The sequence below is a fragment of the Vogesella oryzagri genome (assembly GCF_040148885.1).
Classification (GTDB): domain Bacteria; phylum Pseudomonadota; class Gammaproteobacteria; order Burkholderiales; family Chromobacteriaceae; genus Vogesella; species Vogesella oryzagri.
The window spans coordinates 50,068-70,353 of record NZ_JBEFLD010000007.1 but is presented as its reverse complement, the minus strand read 5'-3'; the positions used below and the strand labels follow the sequence as shown (position 1 = coordinate 70,353).

At 61.5% G+C, this 20,286-nt stretch carries 16 protein-coding genes; 13 read left to right on the top strand and 3 right to left on the bottom strand.

Translation table 11 applies throughout. The annotated features are described in order from the left end of the window. Positions 1–38 precede the first annotated feature (38 nt). From gltA to sucD, 6 genes are all read left to right on the top strand, one after another. Positions 39–1,328: a citrate synthase gene (gltA, locus tag ABNW52_RS13790; RefSeq protein ID WP_349588885.1), complete on the top strand. Its 1,290-nt coding sequence runs from the start codon at positions 39–41 to the stop codon at positions 1,326–1,328. 181 nt (positions 1,329–1,509) lie between these two features. Continuing rightward, positions 1,510–4,338, top strand: coding sequence for a 2-oxoglutarate dehydrogenase E1 component (locus tag ABNW52_RS13785; RefSeq protein ID WP_349588883.1), 2,829 nt, complete (start codon positions 1,510–1,512; stop codon positions 4,336–4,338). A gap of 54 nt (positions 4,339–4,392) precedes the next feature. Next, positions 4,393–5,637 (top strand): 2-oxoglutarate dehydrogenase complex dihydrolipoyllysine-residue succinyltransferase, encoded by a 1,245-nt coding sequence (gene odhB, locus ABNW52_RS13780; protein WP_349588881.1) that lies wholly within the window; start codon positions 4,393–4,395, stop codon positions 5,635–5,637. A 97-nt stretch (positions 5,638–5,734) separates the two neighbouring features. Next, a complete protein-coding gene (gene lpdA / locus ABNW52_RS13775; RefSeq protein ID WP_349588878.1) occupies positions 5,735–7,168 on the top strand; it encodes a dihydrolipoyl dehydrogenase in 1,434 nt (477 codons plus the stop codon). Between the two features lie 157 nt (positions 7,169–7,325). Next, on the top strand, positions 7,326–8,495 hold the full coding sequence (gene sucC / locus ABNW52_RS13770) for an ADP-forming succinate--CoA ligase subunit beta (RefSeq protein ID WP_349588876.1): 1,170 nt from the start codon (positions 7,326–7,328) through the stop codon (positions 8,493–8,495). A gap of 27 nt (positions 8,496–8,522) precedes the next feature. After that, positions 8,523–9,407 (top strand): succinate--CoA ligase subunit alpha, encoded by an 885-nt coding sequence (sucD, locus tag ABNW52_RS13765; protein ID WP_189354411.1) that lies wholly within the window; start codon positions 8,523–8,525, stop codon positions 9,405–9,407. Between the two features lie 231 nt (positions 9,408–9,638). On the opposite strand, the gene ABNW52_RS13760 is transcribed toward sucD, so the two are convergent. Then, positions 9,639–12,455, bottom strand: a complete 2,817-nt coding sequence (locus ABNW52_RS13760; protein ID WP_349588874.1) for an EAL domain-containing protein — start codon at positions 12,453–12,455, stop codon at positions 9,639–9,641. Positions 12,456–12,627: 172 nt separating this feature from the next. Here ABNW52_RS13760 and ABNW52_RS13755 point away from each other — a divergent pair, with 172 nt between their 5' ends. From ABNW52_RS13755 to ABNW52_RS13730, 6 genes are all read left to right on the top strand, one after another. Continuing rightward, positions 12,628–13,947, top strand: a complete 1,320-nt coding sequence (locus ABNW52_RS13755) for a TRZ/ATZ family hydrolase (protein WP_349588872.1) — start codon at positions 12,628–12,630, stop codon at positions 13,945–13,947. Between the two features lie 12 nt (positions 13,948–13,959). Continuing rightward, the gene (ubiG, locus tag ABNW52_RS13750) at positions 13,960–14,658 is read left to right on the top strand and encodes a bifunctional 2-polyprenyl-6-hydroxyphenol methylase/3-demethylubiquinol 3-O-methyltransferase UbiG (RefSeq protein WP_349588869.1); all 699 of its coding nucleotides are present in this window, start codon (positions 13,960–13,962) and stop codon (positions 14,656–14,658) included. Positions 14,659–14,732: 74 nt separating this feature from the next. Continuing rightward, on the top strand, positions 14,733–15,446 hold the full coding sequence (gene tadA / locus ABNW52_RS13745; RefSeq protein ID WP_349588867.1) for a tRNA adenosine(34) deaminase TadA: 714 nt from the start codon (positions 14,733–14,735) through the stop codon (positions 15,444–15,446). Between the two features lie 14 nt (positions 15,447–15,460). Continuing rightward, positions 15,461–16,102, top strand: a complete 642-nt coding sequence (locus ABNW52_RS13740; protein ID WP_349588864.1) for a L,D-transpeptidase — start codon at positions 15,461–15,463, stop codon at positions 16,100–16,102. Positions 16,103–16,105: 3 nt separating this feature from the next. Beyond that, on the top strand, positions 16,106–16,516 hold the full coding sequence (locus ABNW52_RS13735) for a DUF2721 domain-containing protein (protein ID WP_349588861.1): 411 nt from the start codon (positions 16,106–16,108) through the stop codon (positions 16,514–16,516). Between the two features lie 379 nt (positions 16,517–16,895). Further along, positions 16,896–17,585, top strand: coding sequence for a GntR family transcriptional regulator (locus tag ABNW52_RS13730; RefSeq protein ID WP_349588859.1), 690 nt, complete (start codon positions 16,896–16,898; stop codon positions 17,583–17,585). A 58-nt stretch (positions 17,586–17,643) separates the two neighbouring features. Here the strand turns inward: ABNW52_RS13730 and folA are convergent, their stop codons facing one another. Beyond that, entirely contained in the window at positions 17,644–18,150 is a 507-nt protein-coding gene (gene folA, locus ABNW52_RS13725; protein ID WP_349588857.1) for a type 3 dihydrofolate reductase, read from the bottom strand. Further along, a complete protein-coding gene (locus ABNW52_RS13720; RefSeq protein WP_349588855.1) occupies positions 18,147–18,941 on the bottom strand; it encodes a thymidylate synthase in 795 nt (264 codons plus the stop codon). The genes folA and ABNW52_RS13720 overlap by 4 nt, the downstream gene beginning before the upstream one ends. A 171-nt stretch (positions 18,942–19,112) precedes the next feature. On the opposite strand from ABNW52_RS13720, the gene flhB reads away from it, so the two are divergent. After that, entirely contained in the window at positions 19,113–20,282 is a 1,170-nt protein-coding gene (gene flhB / locus ABNW52_RS13715; protein WP_349588852.1) for a flagellar biosynthesis protein FlhB, read from the top strand. Positions 20,283–20,286 lie beyond the last annotated feature (4 nt).

Genomic DNA, 20,286 nt, shown 5'->3' with positions numbered 1-20,286 from the left:
TATTACAACGACCACAAACTGGAACTGGGAGTATTGCTGTGGAAAACAATCGCAAAGTAACGCTCACCTACAACGACGGCAAGGACGCGCTCGACCTGCCGGTACTGCCGGGCACTCTGGGTCCGGACGTGGTGGACATCCGTGCCTTCTCCAAGACCGGCATGTTCACTTTCGACCCGGGCTTCCTGGCCACCGCCAGCTGCGAATCGCAGATCACCTTCATCGACGGTGACTTGGGCCAGCTGTACTACCGCGGCTACCCGATCGAGCAACTGGCCGAAAACAGCGACTACCTCGAAGTGTGCTACCTGCTGCTGAACGGCGAACTGCCGAACGCAGAACAGCGCAAGGAATTCGAGCGCGGCATCATGCGCCACAACATGCTGCATGATCAGATCATCAGCTTCTACAAGGGCTTCCGCCGCGACGCGCACCCGATGGCCGTGATGGTGGGTGTGGTTGGCGCGCTGTCCGCGTTCTACCACGACTCGCTGGACATCAATAACGCGGAACACCGCAAGATTTCGGCACACCGCCTGATCGCCAAGCTGCCGAACATCGCCGCCCAGGCGTATCGCTACAACAAGGGCCTGCCGTTCTCCTACCCGAAGAACGGTCTGACCTACGCCGAGAACTTCCTGCACATGATGTTCTCCACCCCGTGCGAAGAGTACAAGGTGAACCCGGTTACCGCGCGCGCGCTGGACCGCATCTTCACCCTGCACGCCGACCACGAGCAGAACGCCTCCACTTCCACCGTGCGTCTGGCCGGCTCCTCCGGTGCCAACCCGTTCGCATGTATCGCTGCCGGTATCGCCTGCCTGTGGGGCCCGTCCCACGGTGGCGCCAACGAGGCCGTGCTGAAGATGCTGGACGAAATCGGCAGCGTGGATAACGTGGCCGAATTCATGCAGGGCGTGAAGGACAAGCGCTACAAACTGATGGGCTTTGGTCACCGCGTGTACAAGAACATGGACCCGCGCGCCGCCATCATGAAGCAGACCTGCGACGAAGTACTGACCGAACTGGGCCTGCAGGACGATCCGAAGTTCAAGCTGGCCATGGCGCTGGAAAAGATCGCCCTGGAAGACCCGTACTTCATCGAGCGCAAGCTGTACCCGAACGTCGACTTCTACTCCGGCATCGTGCTGTCCGCCATCGGTATTCCGGTTTCCATGTTCACGCCGATCTTCGCCCTGGCACGTACCGTGGGCTGGATCTCGCACTGGACCGAAATGATCGCCGATCCGGGCATGAAGATCGGCCGTCCGCGCCAGCTGTACACCGGCTCGCCGCGTCGCGACTTCATTCCGGCAGCAAAGCGCTAAACGCGCAGTAAAGGTTGGCCGCAATGCGGCCAACCTTTTTCTCCGCCCGCGGCGGGGAAATGACAGCACACCCCGCAAGAGTGTTCCGTCAAAGGGAGTAGCGGCGATGACCGCATCGCCAACCACTCTCTTTGTCAAAACGGTTTTTGCAAAGCTGCAACGCAGACAAAAGGGTCGAACAATGATGCAATCCATGTACAGTCATTCCCACCTGTTTGGTGGGAATGCACCGTTCATCGAGGAGCTGTACGAACAGTACCTCGCTGATCCGAACGTGGTTCCGGCAGAATGGCGGGATTACTTCGACAAGCTGGCAATGGCTCCGGGCGCCGCCGAGCGCGACGTGGCGCACCAGCCGATTCAGGAATCCTTCATCCAGCTGGCGAAAAAGCCGATTACCGGTCAGCGCAGCAGCGATGTGGCCAACTGGGAATCGATGCAGAAGCAGGTTGGCGTGCTGAAGCTGATCTCCGCCTGGCGTGTGCTGGGCTCCCGTCAGGCCAACCTCGACCCGCTCAAGCGCATGGACCAAGCCACCGTCCGCGAACTGGACCCGGCTTCGCACGGTCTGTCCGACGCCGACATGGCAGTGCAATTCAATGTCGGCTCGCTGATTGCGCCGCAGAAGCTGCCACTGTCCGACATCATCTCGCGCCTGAAGCAGACCTACGGCGGCAATGTCGGCGTGGAATACATGCACATTACCAACTCCGCCGAAAAGCACTGGATCCAGAATCGCTTCGAAGGCGACCTGTCGACCCCGCGTTACAGTGCCGACAAGAAAAAGCGCATTCTGAAGCAGATCACTGCCGCGGAAACACTGGAACGCTACCTGCATACCCGCTATGTGGGGCAGAAGCGCTTCTCGCTGGAAGGTGGCGAAGCCGCCATCGCCGCGCTGGATCACCTGATCCAGAACGGCTCGGCACAGGGCATCGAAGAACTGATCATCGGCATGGCCCACCGCGGCCGTCTGAACGTGCTGGTGAACACCCTGGGCAAGCTGCCGCGTGACCTGTTTGCCGAATTCGAAGGCAAGGCCTCGCAGGACCTGGCCTCCGGTGACGTGAAGTACCACATGGGCTTCTCCTCCGACATCCCGACCGCCAACGGCCCGATGCACGTGTCGCTGGCGTTCAACCCGTCGCACCTGGAAATCGTCAACCCGGTAGTGGAAGGGTCGGTGCGCGCGCGCCAGGACCGTCGCAAGGACAGCGACCGCAAAACCGCGGTACCGCTGCTGATCCACGGTGACTCGGCGTTTGCCGGCCTGGGCGTGAACCAGGGCACCTTCAACCTGTCGCAGACCCGCGGCTACGGCACTGGCGGTACGCTGCACCTGGTGATCAACAACCAGGTGGGCTTCACCACCTCCGACACCCGCGACATGCGCTCCACGCTGTACTGTACCGACGTGGCCAAGATGGTTGAAGCGCCGATCTTCCACGTCAACGGCGACGATCCGGAAGCCGTGTGCTACGTGATGCAGGCCGCGCTCGACTACCGCATGACCTTCAACAAGGACGTGGTAATCGACCTGGTGTGCTACCGCAAACTGGGCCACAACGAGGGCGACGACCCGTTCCTGACCCAGCCGATGATGTACAAGAAGATCGCCAAGCATGCCGGTCCGCGCGCGCTGTACGCACAGCGTCTGGTCGCCGAAGGCGTGCTGAAGGCCGAAGAAGCCGAAGATCTGATCCGTGCCTACCGCGATGCGTTGGACAAGGGCGAACACGTCGAGCAGACCGTACTGTCCAACTACCGTCGCGAACACGCGCTGGACTGGAGCCAGTACCAGGGCACCCACTGGGCACACCCGACCGATACCTCGCTGTCGCAAGCCGACATCGTGCGCCTGGCCGAGAAGTTCACCAGCGTACCGGCCGAGTTCAAGCTGCATCCGACCGTGAAGAAAGTACAGGAAGCACGCATGGCCATGGCCCGCGGCGAGCAGCCGCTGGACTGGGGCATGGCGGAAATCACCGCCTACGCCAGCCTGGTGACCAATGGCTACGGCGTACGCATCTCCGGTGAAGACTCCGGCCGCGGCACCTTCTCGCACCGCCATTCCGTGGTACACGACCAGAACCGCGAGCGCTGGGACCAGGGCAGCTACGTACCGCTGCGCAATATGAGCGACAACCAGGGCGAGTTCCTAGTGATCGACTCGATCCTGAACGAAGAAGCGGTACTGGCCTACGAATACGGCTACGCCTGCTCCGCTCCGGACCAGCTGGTGATCTGGGAAGCCCAGTTCGGCGACTTCGCCAACGGCGCCCAGGTAGCCATCGACCAGTTCATTTCCTCCGGCGAAACCAAGTGGGGCCGCCTGTGCGGCCTGACCACCATCCTGCCGCACGGCTACGATGGCCAAGGTCCGGAGCACTCCTCCGCCCGCCTGGAACGTTGGCTGCAACTGTGCGCCGAGCACAATATGCAGATCGTGATGCCGTCCGAAGCCAGCCAGATGTTCCACGTGCTGCGTCGCCAGGTACTGCGTCCGTACCGCAAGCCGCTGGTGATCTTCCTGTCCAAGCGCCTGCTGCGCTACAAGGACTCGATGAGCCCGATCAGCGACCTGACTACCGGCAGCTTCCGCCCGGTGATCGGCGATGCCGGCATCCAGGACGCCAAGAAGGTGAAGCGTGTGCTGCTGTGCGCCGGCCAGGTGTATTACGACCTGGTAAACGGTCGCAAGGAACGCGGTCTGGAAGAAGACGTGGCCATCGTGCGTATCGAGCAGCTGTACCCGTTCCCGACCGAGCAACTGCAGGCCGAACTGGCGCAGTTTGCCCATGCCAAGGAACTGGTATGGGTGCAGGAAGAGCCGCGTAACCAGGGTGCCTGGTACCAGATCCGCCACCGTCTGGAAGGCCTGCTGCAAGCCAAGCAGACCCTAGACTTTGCCGGTCGTCCGTCTTCTGCCTCCCCGGCCGTCGGCTACATGAGCAAGCACGTTGCCCAGCTCAAGGCCTTCGTCGAAGAAGCACTGTCGTTCAACAAATAACACCTGCACATAAGAACGGGGCGGCAAGGCGCCGCCCCCCAATGGAGAAGAACAATGGCCATCATTGAAGTCAAAGTCCCCCAGCTGCCGGAATCCGTATCCGAAGCCACCCTGATGACCTGGCACAAGCAAGTCGGCCAGGCGGTTGCCCGTGACGAGAACCTGATCGACCTGGAAACCGACAAGGTGGTACTGGAACTGCCGGCACCGCAGGCTGGCGTACTGGTGAAGATCGTGGAACAGGACGGCGCGACCGTGACCTCCGGTCAGCTGATCGCCCACATCGATACCGAAGCCACTGCTGGCGCCACTGCCCCAGCCGCTGCCGCCGCACCTGCTGCCGCTGCTGCTGCCCCGGTACAGGCTGCCGCCACCGGTGGCGCCGCCATGCCGTCCGCTGCCAAACTGGCCGCCGAAACCGGCGTGAACCTGGCTGACGTCGCTGGCTCCGGCCGTGACGGTCGCATCCTGAAAGAAGACGTCGCCGCCGCCAAGCCAGCGGCTCCGGCGCAGTCCGGCCCGGTCATCGCCGCGGCTGCGGCCAACGTGGGCAAGGCACTGGCCTCCACTCCGGCCATCAATACCAGCGTGCTGTCCGGCCGCCCGGAACAGCGCGTACCGATGTCCCGCCTGCGCCAGCGCGTGGCCGAGCGTCTGGTGATGTCGCAACAGACCAACGCCATCCTCACCACCTTCAACGAAGTGAACATGAAGCCGGTGATGGACCTGCGCAACAAGTACAAAGACAAGTTCGAGAAAGAGCACGGCGTGAAGCTGGGCTTCATGGGCTTCTTTGTAAAAGCCGTGGTTGCCGCGCTGAAGAAATACCCGGTAGTGAATGCCTCGGTTGACGGCAACGATGTGATCTACCACGGCTACTTCGACATCGGCGTGGCAGTAGGCAGCCCGCGTGGCCTGGTAGTACCGGTGATCCGTAATGCCGACCAGCTGTCGCTGGCCGAGATCGAGAAGCAGATCGCCGACTTCGGCAAGCGCGCGCAGGAAGGCAAGCTGACCGTGGAAGAGCTGACTGGCGGTACCTACACCATCTCCAACGGCGGCACCTTCGGCTCCATGATGTCCACCCCGATCATCAACCCGCCGCAATCCGCGATCCTGGGCATGCATGCCACCAAGGAACGTGCCGTGGTGGAAAACGGCCAGGTTGTGGTACGCCCGATGATGTATCTGGCGCAGTCCTACGACCACCGCATCATCGACGGCCGCGAAGCCGTACTGAGCCTGGTAGCGGTGAAGGAAGCCATCGAAGATCCGGCCCGCCTGATCCTGGACCTGTAAGCGCAGTTGGTGGGCAGCGCCATGCGCCCTGCCCGCTCTGACACCATCGCGTGCGGCCAACCCACAAGGTTGGCCGCAACGTGCAAAGGAAAGATTAATGAGCCAACAATTCGACGTAGTAGTGATCGGCGGCGGCCCCGGCGGTTACGTGGCCGCCATCCGCGCCGCGCAGCTGGGTTTCAACACCGCCTGCGTGGACGCCTTCAAGAGCCCGGAAGGCAAGGCATCGCTCGGCGGTACCTGCCTGAACGTGGGTTGCATCCCGTCCAAGGCGCTGCTGCAGTCCTCGGAAAACTTCCACGCCATCCAGCATGACTTCGCCAAGCACGGCATCTCGGTCGACGGTGCCAAGATGGACGTGGCCACCATGCTGGAGCGCAAGAACGGCATCATCACCAAGAACGCCGGTGGCATCGCCTTCCTGTTCAAGAAGAACAAGGTGGCCAACGTACACGGTCTGGCCACGCTGAAATCCCGTCAGGGCGAGAAGTGGATCATCGAGGTGACCGACAACGGCGCCGTGGTGGACACCCTGGAAGCCAGCCATGTGATCATCGCCACCGGCTCCAACCCGCGCCAACTGCCGGGCCTGCCGACCGACAACCAGCTGGTGCTGGACAACGCCGGCGCACTGGCGCTGGCCGACGTGCCGGCCCGCCTGGGCGTGATCGGCGCCGGCGTGATCGGTCTGGAAATGGGTTCGGTATGGAAGCGCCTGGGCGCCGACGTCACCATCCTGGAAGCCATGCCGACCTTCCTGGCCGCTGCCGACCAGCAGATCGCCAAGGAAGCGTTCAAGTCGCTGACCAAGGACACCGGCCTCGACATCAAGCTGGGCGTGAAGATCGGCGAGATCAGCAAGGGTGCCAACAGCGTCACCGTGAACTACGAGCTGAATGGCGAAGCGGTGAAGGCCGAGTTCGACAAGCTGATCGTGGCCATCGGCCGCGTGCCGAACACTGCCGGTCTGGGCGCCGAAAACGTCAACCTGCAGCTGGACGAGCGCGGTTTCGTGGTAGTGGATGACCACTGCCACACCAACCTGCCGAACGTATGGGCAGTCGGTGACGTGGTGCGCGGCCCGATGCTGGCGCACAAGGCGTCCGAAGAAGGCGTGGCAGTGGCCGAGCGCATCGCCGGCCAGAAGCCGCACGTGGACTTCGGCGTGATTCCGTGGGTGATCTACACCTCGCCGGAAATCGCCTGGGTCGGCAAGACCGAAGAGCAACTCAAGGCCGAAGGCATCGAGTACAAGAAGGGCACTTCCGGCTTTGCCGCCAACGGTCGCGCGCTGGGCTTGGGCCATGCCCAAGGTACCGTCAAGCTCTTGGCCTGCGCCAAGACCGACCGCATCCTCGGCCTGCACATGATCGGCCCGATGGTGTCCGAGCTGGTGACCGAAGGCGTGGTTTCCATGGAATTCAAGGCTGCCAGCGAAGACCTGGCACGCATTGTCCATGCCCATCCGAGCTTGTCCGAAGTAGTACACGAAGCCGCCCTGGCCGCTGACAAGCGCGCCTTGCACGGCTAAACGGTGGTGGGCCGTGTACAATGACGCGGCCCGCGTGAATCGGGGCGGGAATGGCTAGCCATGACCGCCCGCAAGATAAGGCCCGCGCAAGCGGCCAAGGAATAGAGACGTAGGCCAGACAGGGCCCCGCCATCATTTCCACCCGAAAGGAAACTCAATGAACCTGCACGAATACCAAGCGAAAGAGCTGCTGGCCAAGTACGGCCTGCCGGTGCAACAGGGCATTCTGGCCAATTCGCCGGAAGAAGCAGCTGCTGCTTACGACAAGCTGGGCGGCAAATTTGCCGTTGTTAAGGCCCAGGTCCACGCCGGTGGCCGTGGCAAGGCCGGTGGCGTGAAAGTGGTGAAAAGCCGCGAAGAAGCCGCTGAAGTTGCCAAGAGCCTGATCGGTACCAATCTGGTGACCTACCAGACTGACGCCGCTGGCCAGCCAGTTCACAGCGTACTGGTATGCGAAGACATGTACCCGGTACAGCGCGAACTGTACCTGGGCGCCGTGGTTGACCGTGGCTCCCAGCGCGTGGTGTTCATGGTTTCCACCGAAGGCGGCGTGGAAATCGAAAAAGTAGCGGAAGAAACCCCGGAAAAAATCATCAAGGTGGAAGTGGATCCGCTGGTCGGCATGCAGCCGTTCCAGGCACGCGATTGCGCGTTCGCCCTGGGCCTGTCCGGCAAGCAGATTGGTGACTTCACCAAGCTGATGCTGGGCGCGTACGACGCGTTCGTATCCAACGATTTCGCACTGTTCGAAGTGAACCCGCTGGCGCTGCGTGAAAACGGCGAACTGGCTTGCGTCGACGGCAAGATCAATCTGGACTCCAACGCCCTGTACCGTCACCCAGAGCTGCTGGCACAGCGCGACAAGTCGCAGGAAAACGAGCGCGAAGTGAAAGCTTCCGAGTTCGACCTGAACTACGTGGCACTGGAAGGCAACATCGGCTGCATGGTGAACGGCGCTGGCCTGGCGATGGCCACCATGGACATCATCAAGCTGAAAGGCGGCCAGCCGGCCAACTTCCTGGACGTTGGCGGCGGCGCTACCAAAGAGCGCGTGATCGAAGCGTTCAAGCTGATCCTGGCCGATACCTCGGTCAAGGGCGTGCTGATCAACATCTTCGGCGGTATCGTTCGTTGCGACATGATCGCCGAAGCGATCATCGCTGCAGTTAAAGAAGTGAACGTGACCGTTCCGGTCGTTGTACGCCTGGAAGGCAACAACGCTGAACTGGGCGCCAAGATTCTGGACGAATCCGGTCTGAAACTGACCTCCGCCCAGGGCCTGAACGACGCAGCCGAGAAGATCGTTGCTGCCGTTGCCGCGCTTTAATCACCTGCACCGCATAAGGATTTCAAAATGAGCGTATTGGTAAACAAAGATACGAAAGTGCTGGTGCAAGGCTTCACCGGCAAGAACGGTACTTTCCACGCCGAACAGGCGCTGAAAGTCGGCACCAAGGTTGTCGGTGGCGTGACTCCGGGCAAGGGCGGTTCCGAGCACCTGGGCCTGCCGGTGTTCAACACCATGAAGGACGCCGTACGCCAGACCCAGGCTGATGCCTCGGTAATCTACGTACCGGCAGCATTCGCCAAGGATTCCATCCTGGAAGCGATCGATTCCGGCGTGAAGCTGATCGTGTGCATCACCGAAGGTGTGCCGACCCTAGACATGCTGTACGTAAAGAAAGCCGTCGACGAAGCCGGCATCCGCCTGATCGGCCCTAACTGCCCAGGCATCATCACTCCGGGTGAGTGCAAGATCGGCATCATGCCGTGGCACATCCACAACCCGGGCCGCATCGGTATCGTGTCCCGTTCCGGCACCCTGACCTACGAAGCCGTGGCACAAACCACCGCGCTGGGTCTGGGCCAGTCGACCTGCATCGGTATCGGCGGCGACCCGATCCCGGGCACCAGCCACATCGACGCGCTGAAACTGTTCCAGGACGATCCGGATACCGACGCGATCGTGATGATCGGTGAAATTGGCGGCTCCGCAGAAGAAGAAGCGGCCGAATTCGCCAAGGCTTACGTGACCAAGCCGGTTGTTGGTTACATCGCCGGTGTGACTGCCCCGAAAGGCAAGCGCATGGGCCACGCTGGCGCCATCATCTCCGGCGGCAAGGGTACTGCCGAAGAGAAGTTCAAGGCTTTTGAACAGGCTGGCATCGCCTACACTCGCAGCCCGGCTGAAATCGGCAAGACCATGTTCGAACTGCTGAAAAGCAAAGGCATGATCTAATCCGGCTATTTGCGGATAAAGAAAACCCGTCATCGCAAGATGGCGGGTTTTTTCTTGCCTCGGGTAGCGGCAGCGGTGATAGGTAATACAGCACAGAGCTTCGTCACCGGCATAGCGGCAAGCGTGACAACGCCAGCCTCTCACGTAGCACGGCAGCAAGTGCCGATAAAAAGCCCCGCCGTATCCGGCGGGGCTTCATGCTGCGGCCAACGTTGGCCGCAATGTCAGCGATCAGCCCTGCGGCAACAGGCTGGCATTGCGCAACAGCGGCTCCACCAGCTCGGCCGCCATCGGTTTGGCCAGTAAGTAGCCCTGCACCTGATCGCAACCGTGCTGTTCCAGGAAGTGCCATTGCTCGATGGTTTCCACCCCCTCGGCCACCACCTGCATGTTCAGGTTCTTGGCCATATTGATGATGGCGCGGGTAATGGCGGTATCGTCCTGATCGTCCGGAATATCGCGCACAAAGGAGCGGTCGATCTTCAGCTTGTCCGCCTTGAAGCGCTTCAGGTAGGCCAGGCTGGAATAACCAGTACCGAAATCGTCGATCGACAAACGGATGCCCATCTCCTGAATGGCGCGGATCGACTGCACCGTGGACTCCATATCGTCCATGATCACGCTTTCGGTTACTTCCACATCCAGGCAACTGCCCGGCAGGTTGTAGGCCGCCAGCGCATTACCCAGCACCTGGGTCAGGTCCTGATGACGGAACTGCAATGCCGACAGGTTGACGCCGATGGTGATCAGCGGCAGGCCAGCCGCATGCCAAGCAGCAATCTGGCGGCAGGCTTCACGGATCACCCAGTTGCCGATCTGCACGATGAAACCGCGCTCTTCGGCAACATCAATAAAGTGCAACGGCCCCAGCAAGCCCAAGGACGGGTGATTCCAGCGAATCAGCGCCTCGGCGCCAACAATGCGACCACTCTTGATTTCCACCTGCGGCTGGTAGTGCAGCACAAATTCGCCACGCTCCACCGCGTAACGCAGCTGGCTCTCGATGGCCAGGATCTCACGGGCACGCGCGTTCAGATCGGCAGTGTAGAACTTGTAATTGTTACGGCCACTGGACTTGGCGTGGTACATCGCCGCATCGGCATTACGCACCAGGGTGTCGAAATCGCGGCCATCGTCCGGGAACACGCTAATGCCGATACTACCGGTAACCATCAGCGCGTGGTTGTACACCTCCAGTGGGGTGGTGAACTCGGACAGGATACGCTCGGCGGCATGCGCGGCGGCGGCGGCATCGCTGATCAGCGGCAGCAGAATGATGAATTCGTCACCGCCCTGCCGTGCCACCACCTCGCCACTGCCCAACACGCTGCGGATGCGTTCGGATGCCATCTTCAGCAGGATGTCGCCGGCGGCATGACCCAGCGATTCGTTGATGGTCTTGAAACGGTCCAGGTCCAGCAACAGAATGGCCAGCTTGCCGTTGTCGTGAGTGGCGTTCTGGATTGCCAGCAACGCGCGATCCTGCAGATGGCCGCGGTTGGGCAAGCCGGTGAGCACGTCGAAGTGCGCCAGGAACTGGATGCGCTCGTCGGCGGCCTTGCGCTCCGACTGGTCGCTGAAGATCGCGACATAGTGAGTGACATCGCCGGACGGGCTCTTCACCGCGTTGATCGCCAGCCACTCCGGGTATACCTCGCCGTTCTTGCGGCGGTTCCACACCTCGCCCTGCCACGAGCCCTGCTCGTTCAACACCTGCCACAGGCTGTCGTAGAAGTCCTTGTTGTGACGGCCGGAGCTGAGCACCATCGGGCGCTGGCCCAGCACTTCTTCCTGCGCAAAGCCGGTAATTTCGGTAAAGGCACGGTTCACACTGCGAATGCGGACATCGCCATCGGTGATCATGATGCCTTCGGCGGTGTTCTCGAACACCTTGGCCGCCAGCTGCATGCGCTCCTCGGCCGCGCGACGCTCGGAAATGTCGCGCACCATGCGCCACACGGCGGTAATGCGCCCACTGGCATCGCGCATGGCCACGGTCTTGACGCTGACTGGAATCGGGTTACCGATACGGTTGATGTACTGCACTTCGAATTCATCGCAGAAGCCGAAGCGCATCACCTTGTTGTCCAGGTTATAGCGCTCGTGGGCTTCGCTGTCGCGATCAAGCAGGCCCCAGAAGTTCTGCAGTTTGAGCTGGTCCAGGCTGTAACCCAGCAGGCTGAGGAAGGCCGGGTTGGCGTCGATGATCTGCCCTTCCAGCGAGCTGATCACGATGCCATCCAGGTTGGACCAGAACAGTTCGCGGTATTTGTTCTCCGAGCGGCGCAGCGCGTCTTCCACCTCGCGGCGGCGCTCGATATCCGCCTCCAGCGCCAGGGTCTTGGCTTTCAGTTCGTCGATCAGGCGCTTGAGCTCGGAGCGGGTCCACTCCAGATGCTTGCCCACGGTGCCGATTTCATCGTGCCGCCCCCAATGGAACGGCTCGTCCAGCTTGAGTGCGGCCAACTTGGTGGCCTGCTGCGACAGCTGGGCGATGGGGCGCAGAAAGCGCGAATGCAGAATGGTCATCACCAGAATGACCGACAGCAGCAGCTGTGCCGCCACGATCAGCAGCAGGTTCTTCAGCTGGTTGCGCTGGTAGATGGCCAGGTGCTCGGTGTCGAACTCGATGCTGACCTGGCCGATTTCCTCGCCGCGGTACACCACCGGCTTCTGCACAAACGCCACGCTGCCGATACGGCGCTCGCTACGCAGCGTAGACAGGAACACGGTATTGGACTGGGTATCCGACACGCGGATGGAAATCACGCGCGGGTCGTCCATCACCGACGACACCAGCGGTGCACCGGCCTGGCGGCTAAGGTTCCACAACGGCTCCTGCATGCCCAGCGCCACGATATCCAACAGGCGCTTCTGGTCCACTGCCAGCTGGTTCTCGGCCTGCTCACGCTGCAGGTTGAAACTCAGCACACTGATGATGACGGCAGGAATAAGTAGTCCAAGGACCAGCGCCATCAGAAAGACTTGTCGCAAGGACAGGCGCGAACCAATGGTATAGCTATCGAAATTGTCAGGCTTCTGGGTCATGGACTCGGGTTCCCCAAAGGCTAGGCGCCATGGATGTTCAATTTATTGCAACAGATTATACGGAAGCGCTTGCCGCTGCGCGGAATTTCTCTTTTTGCATAGTATAAGGCAGGTTGCCGAACCGGGAAGCCAGCGCCTACAATCGCCCGCATACTTTTATAGGCAACATTTCATGCAAAATACCGCTTTTGATCAGTTGATTTGCGCTCGCTGGATTATTCCCGTGGAGCAGGATGGCCAGATATTGGAAAACCACGCAGTAGGCGTGCGTAATGGCCGCATTGTGGCGATCCTGCGACCGGACGAAATTGCTGCGGCAAGCGCGGTAAAGCACATCAACTTGCCGCAGCACGTGCTAATGCCGGGGCTGATCAATCTGCACGGTCATTCGGCAATGACTCTGCTGCGCGGCATGGCCGACGACAAAGCGCTGATGGACTGGCTGCAAAACCACATCTGGCCGGCAGAAGGCAAACATGTCAGCGATGCCTTCGTGTTCGACGGCGCGCTGCTGGCGATGGGGGAAATGTTCCGTAGCGGCACCACCACCATCAACGACATGTACTTCTTCCATGCCGCCATGGCCCGTGCCGGCCTGGCTGCCGGCATGCGTACCTTCGTCGGCTGCTCGATCCTGGAATTCCCCACCGTCTACGGCCAGAATGCCGATGACTACATCGCCAAGGGCATGGCCGAACGCCAGCAGTTCCTGGGCGAGGAACTGGTGACCTTCACCCTGGCGCCGCATGCGCCGTACACCGTGGCCGACGACACCTTCCGCAAGGTGATCACCCTGGCCGAACAGGAAGACATGCTGATCCACTGCCACATCCATGAAACCATGGACGAGGTAAACGGCAGCCTGGAGCAGTTCAAGCAGCGCCCGCTGGCGCGCCTGGCCAATCTCGGCCTGCTGTCGCCGCGGCTGATTGCCGCCCACATGGTGCACCTGAGCGACGAGGAAATCGCGCTGGTGGCCAAGCATGGCGTGTCCATCGCCCACAACCCGACCTCCAACATGAAACTGGCTTCCGGCATCGCCCCGGTGCAGAAACTGTTGGCCGCCGGCGTCACCGTGGGCATCGGTACTGACGGCGCCGCTTCCAACAACAAATTGGACATGCTGAGCGAAACCCGCATGGGCGCGTTGCTGGCCAAGGTCGGCACGCTGGACCCGACCGCCGTGCCGGCTGCCACCGCCATCCGTATGGCGACGCTCAACGGCGCGCAGGCGCTGGGCATTGCCGACAAGGTCGGCAGCGTCAGCGTGGGCAAGCAGGCCGATCTGATTGCCGTCGATCTGTCGGCGGTGGAAACCAGCCCGCAATTCGATCCGATCTCGCACATCGTGTACGCCGCCGGTCGCGAACAGGTAAGCCACATGTGGGTAAATGGTCGCCAGGTGCTGCGCGAGCGCCAGCTGACCACCCTCGACGAAGCGGAACTGAAAGCCAAGGCCGAAGACTGGCGCGTGCGCATTCTGGCCAAATAAGCAGGATACAAAATGAGCAATGTAGACGAACTGGAACTGGATAAATTCAGCCAGATTGCCCACAAGTGGTGGGACAAGGACAGCGAGTTCAAGCCGCTGCACGAGATCAACCCGCTGCGACTGGGCTTTATCGACGACTTCGCTGCCATCGACGGCAAGACGGTGCTGGACGTTGGCTGCGGCGGCGGCATCCTGGCCGAAAGCATGGCGGCCAAGGGTGCCAGCGTTACCGGCATCGACCTAGCCAAGAAGTCGCTGAAAGTGGCCCAGCTGCACAGCCTAGAATCCGGCGTCAGCGTCAGCTACCGCTGCTTGCCGGTAGAAGAGTTGGCCGCAGAGGCGCCCGCCAGCTTTGATGTGGTGACCTGCATGGAGATGCTTGAACACGTGCCGGACCCGCTGAGCGTGGTGCGCGCCTGCGCCGAGCTGGTGAAGCCGGGCGGCTGGGTGTTCTTCTCCACTCTCAACCGCAATGCCAAGGCCTATCTGCTGGCAGTGGTCGGCGCCGAATACGTGCTGAACATGCTGCCGCGCGGCACCCACGATTACAAGCGCTTCCTCAAGCCATCCGAGCTGGCACGCATGGCGCGTGGCGCCGGGCTGGAACTGGTACAGGTCAAGGGCATGGGTTACAACCCGCTGACACATATCTATAGTCTGAACGACGACACCGACGTCAACTACCTGCTGGCCATGCGCCGTCCGGGTTGATATTGCCGGCGTGACCACCTTGCGGCCAACCTGACACCATGTTCAGGTTGGCCGCAGCATTTAAGCCCATAGCCATGCTGACTTCGCCCCCCCTGCCACCCAATGCCATCCGCTGGCTGGCGGCACTCAATATCCATCGCCGCGAGCAATTGCAGGCCGTGGGTGCCGTGCGGGCATTTCTGCTGCTGAAGGCCAGCGGTCACACCGTCACCGAGCGGCTGCTGTTTGCACTGGAGGCAGCGGCACGCGGCGAACACTGGTCGGCGCTGGACGACGCCACTCGCGCCGCGCTACGCGCCGCTGCGGGCAACCACCCACCGGTGCGGCCGCTGCCGCCACAGGCGGAACGGCAGGCGTTCATGGCCGAGGCGCTGGCGCTGGCCGCCGAAGCGGCGCGACACGGCGAGGTACCGGTAGGCGCGGTCGTGGTGCATCAGGGCAAGATCATCGGCCGTGGCTACAACCGCCCGCTCGGCAGCCACGATCCCAGCGCCCATGCCGAGATGCTGGCACTGCGCGAAGCGGCGGCTCATGTTGGCAACTACCGGCTACACGGCTGCCAGCTGTATGTCACGCTGGAGCCGTGCGCCATGTGTGCCGGCGCCATCCTGCACAGCCGGCTGGATCACGTGCTGTACGGTGCGGCAGAGGCACGTACCGGCGCCGCCGGCAGTGTGATCAATCTGTTTGCCGAACGCCGCCTCAATCACCACACTGCCATCGATGGCGGCATCGCCGCCGAGGCTGCCGCGGCACTTCTGGCTGCTTTTTTTGCCCAACGCAGGTAACCGAGGAGAGCAGCATGTCCACTCGCCTGTCCTATCTGCCGGCCCTGCTTGCGCTGCTGACGCTGCCTGCCGTTGCGGCCAACCCACCGGAGGCGGATTACCTTCTCGCCAGCCAGTTGCAGCCGGTGCAAGCCGCAGTGATCAAACACAATCCCTACACCCCGGGTAGCCCGTGGCTGGAGGTGGGCGTGCGCAGCCAGTCGCTGGTGTTTTATGACGCGCTGGGCGTTGCCCGTGCCCACTACGCCATCTCTACCGCCAAGAACGGCGTCGGTGAACTGGCCAACAGCTATCAGACCCCGCGTGGCTGGCACAGGGTTTGCGAGCGTATCGGCGATGGCGTAACGCCGGGCACCATTATCTACCGCCGCCAGGTCACCCCGTGGATGTATAGCGCGCAGCTGCACCAGGAATACCCGGACAAGGACTGGATTCTGACCCGCATCCTGTGGCTGTGTGGCATGGAGCCCGGCAAGAACCAGGGTGGAGCGGTGGATAGCTATGACCGTGCCATCTACATCCATGGCGCCGGCGAACACGTGGCGTTCGGCACCCCGACCTCGCGTGGCTGTGTGCGCATGCGCAATGAAGACATCGTCGAGCTGTTTGCCCTCACCGGTAACGGCCTGGACGTCCTGATCAACGAAAACCTCTGACCCATGCTCAATCTCACTACCCCTGCCCTGCTGTTCCCGGCGATTTCCCTGCTGCTGCTGGCCTATACCAACCGTTATCTGGCGCTGGCCAGCATCATTCGCAACCTGTACGACGACTACCAGCAAGCGCCGGACGAAAAACTGGTGCAGCAGATCGGCAACCTGCGCCGGCGCATCGCGCTGATCAAATGGATGCAGAGCCTGGGAGTCGGCAGCCTGTTTCTGTGCGTGCTGGCCATGCTGCAGATCTATACCGGTTGGCCGCAGGTGGCGCAGGTCACCTTTGGCGCCAGCCTGCTGCTGATGATCATGTCGCTGGGCATGTCGCTGCTGGAGCTGCGCATGTCGACCGATGCACTGAATATCCTGCTGTCCGACCTGATCGCCGCCGAACGCGAGCGTGGCGCGCGCTGACAGCGGCAAAAAAAAGACCTCTCCCACAAAAGGGAGAGGTCAACACCCGTGTCGTACCTGCAAGGTTCCCAATGGAACACGCAATAACGGCGTTATTGCTCTTGAAGCAGCTGTTCAAACCTACCTTGCGAGCCACTTGTCGTGTTAGCCCCTGATTCCTCGCTTGGCCTTGCTTAAACAAGCGTTTGAATGGTACTTTTGCCGCTCCTTGCAGGCAAGATTTTTCTCTCAAAAACGAAACAACCGTTTGTTTTTACGCCACAAGTCATACCCGCCGCCTGTTCGATAGCACAGGGCGAGGCGCCAGTAATGCCGGCAATGCTAGAATCCCGCCGTCCGATTGCCGGACAATCGACAAACTTCAATCCCGATCATCATCATGACTAGCAGCCAGCAGGAGGCGCGTGTGAGCTTCAAGGCCAACGACTCGCTTACCGAACAGATCGCCCAATACCTGGGGCACAAGATCGTCAGCGGCGACATGCAGCCGGGAGAACGCATCCAGGAACTGCGCATTGCCGCCGAGCTGGACGTCAGCCGCGGCTCGGTGCGCGAGGCGTTGCTGATCCTGCAACGCCGCCATCTGGTGGACATCTACCCGCGCCGTGGCGCCATCGTCTCCAGCATCAGCCCGGAAGACGTGCGCGAACTGTTTGCCTTGTGGTTCTTGCTGCTGGAACAAGCGGTGCAGAATCTGGCTGGCCACTGGCAGAACGATGATCTGGCCGGCTTCATCGAACTGATGACCGAACTGGGCGAGCAGCAGCGCAAGAGCGACAGTGAAGGCTTCTACCGCACCGGGGTACAGTTTCTGGAACTACTGTATCAGCACTGCGGCAACCGCTACCTGCAGCAGACCCTGTTCGACCTGCTGCCACAGTCGCAACGCTGCCTGTTTGCCATCCTGCGCGCCGGCAAGAACCAGATCGACCGCACCTACGACTTCCTCGACCGCCTGCTCAAGGCCATCGTGGCGCGCGACGGCAGCCAGTTGCAGCAGATGCTGCGCGAGTTCGCCATCCAGTACAGCCATACCGCGCAGGCGGCTGCCGCGGAACTACTGGGCTGAGACCAGCCGGCAATAAAAAAGCGGCCGTCTGGCCGCTTTTTTTGCATGTGGTTACTCGCTAGGCCAGCCGCTGATAGTCGGCAAAGTAATACTGCACACCGTTGGCCGCAACGAGGGCGGGCTGGGTGGTGCACTGCCACTCGGCGGCATCCCAGGCCGGGAAACGCGCATCGCCGGCCACCACCAGGTCGATATGGGTCAGGCACAGCTTGTCGGCCAACGGTAGCGCCTGCGCATACAGATTGGCGCCACCGATCACGCACACCTCGTCCACCGCACCGGCCAACGCCAGTGCATCCTGCAGCGAATGCGCGACGCTGACGCCGTCATGCTGCCAGTCTTGCTGGCGGGTAATCACGATATTGAGACGTCCCGGCAACGGGCGACCGATGGAGTCGAAAGTCTTGCGCCCCATGATCACCGGCTTTCCCAGGGTTACCGCCTTGAAATGCTTCAGGTCTTCCGGCAGATGCCACGGCAGGGTGTTGTCGATGCCAATCACATTGTCGTGCGCCATCGCCGCCACCAGGGTAATGACCGGACGCGAGGTTGGCCGCAGGCTCATACCGCCACCTCCGCCTTGATGTGCGGATGCGGGTCGTAGCCTTCCAGTGTGAAGTCGTCAAACTTGAAGGCGAACAGGTCGCAGACCTCCGGATTGAGGCGCATGGTCGGCAGCGAGCGCGGCTCACGCGACAGTTGCAACCGGGTCTGCTCCAGATGGTTGCTGTACAGGTGGGCATCGCCCAGCGTGTGCACAAAATCACCCGGTTTGAGGCCGCACACCTGCGCCACCATCATGGTCAGCAGCGCATAGCTGGCAATGTTGAACGGCACGCCGAGGAAGATATCGGCCGAGCGCTGGTACAGCTGGCAGGACAGGCGGCCATCCGCCACGTAGAACTGGAACAGGCTGTGGCAAGGCGGCAGCGCCATCTCATCCACCAGCGCCGGGTTCCACGCCGACACCATCAGCCGACGCGAATCCGGGTTGCGGCGGATCATGTCCAGCACATTGCTGATCTGGTCGATATGGCGGCCATCCGGCGCCGGCCAGCTGCGCCACTGGTAGCCGTACACCGGGCCGAGGTCACCGTTGTCGTCGGCCCAGTCGTCCCAGATCGATACGCCGTTTTCCTTCAGATAGCGGATATTGGTATCGCCGCTCAGGAACCACAGCAGCTCGTGGATGATGGAGCGCAGGTGGCACTTCTTGGTGGTCACCAGCGGAAAGCCCTGCGCCAGGTCGAAGCGCATCTGGTAACCGAATACCGACCGCGTGCCGGTACCGGTGCGATCGGACTTGTCGACGCCGTGCTCCAGCACATGGCGCATCAGATCTAGATATTGCTTCATCGGTACCTCGAAAACACAGTAGAGAAACCGCGCGATTGTACGGTTATTGCCGCTTGCGGCCAACCTGCGTGCCGACCCGACCGCCTGGCTACTTGATCAAACTCCCCCGCAGCCCGGTTGCAATCGGCTAACATCGCCGCTTGGCAGCTACTTATTGAATACCCGCGAGCAATGGCAGAAGAAAGCGACAAGGAAGACCGCACCGAAGCACCCTCGCCCCGGCGGCTGGAACAGGCCCGCGCCGAGGGCAATGTGCCGCGTTCGCGCGAACTGTCCACCTTTGCCGTTACCGCCACCGGCCTGGCGCTGCTGATGGCAACCGGCAGCAGCATCTACCAGTTTTTGCACAAGCTGATGATCGACTGGTTCACCTTCGATCAGCGCAAGGCATTCGATGGCGTGCAGATTCTCGAGCACTTCCGCAGCAGCCTGCTGGATTCGCTGATGATCCTGGCACCGATCCTGGGGGCGCTGTTTCTGGTCGCCGCGCTGACGCCGCTGAGCATCGGCGGCTGGAACCTGACCAGCAAGGGCTTCATGCCCAACTTTGGCAAGCTCAATCCGGCCAGCGGCATCAAGCGCATGTTTTCGGTACAGGCCGCCACCGAAGGGCTGAAGGCGATCCTGAAAAGCGCGCTGATTGGCGGCGTCGCCACCTGGGTAATCTGGAGCGAGCGCGGCGAGCTGGTCGGGCTGGTGAGCATGCCGCTGGATCGCGCGCTGGCGGAGCTGATCAAACTGATGGAGCACACCTTTCTGATGGTGGTGGGCGCCATGCTGCTGCTGGTGCTGATCGACGTGCCGTTCCAGCTGTGGCAATACCAGAAGAACCTGCGCATGACCAAGGAAGAGCTGAAGCAGGAATACAAGGAGCAGGAAGGCTCACCGGAAGTCAAAGGCCGCATCCGCCAGCTGCAGCGTGAAGCCGCACGCAAACGCATGATGCAGGAAGTGCCGAAGGCCAACGTGATCGTCACCAACCCGACCCACTATGCCGTAGCACTGCAATACGAAGAAGGCATGGGTGCACCCAAGCTGATCGCCAAAGGCTCGCTGAAACTGGCCGAGCGCATCATCGGCAAGGGCAAGGAGCATCGCGTGGCGGTGCTGCGCGCGCCCAGCTTTGCCCGTGCACTGTATTTCAATGTCGAGCTGAACGAAGCCATTCCGGCCAAGCTGTATACTGCCGCCGCGCAAGTGCTGGCTTATGTTTACCAGCTGCAGCAGTATGAGCAGAGCGGCGGCGTTTCACCGGTGTTCCCGGAAAAACTGCAGGTACCGCCCGAACTTGACCCCGAATCCAAACGCAATCAACATACTGCGCCCACCGGCACCCCGTAACGAG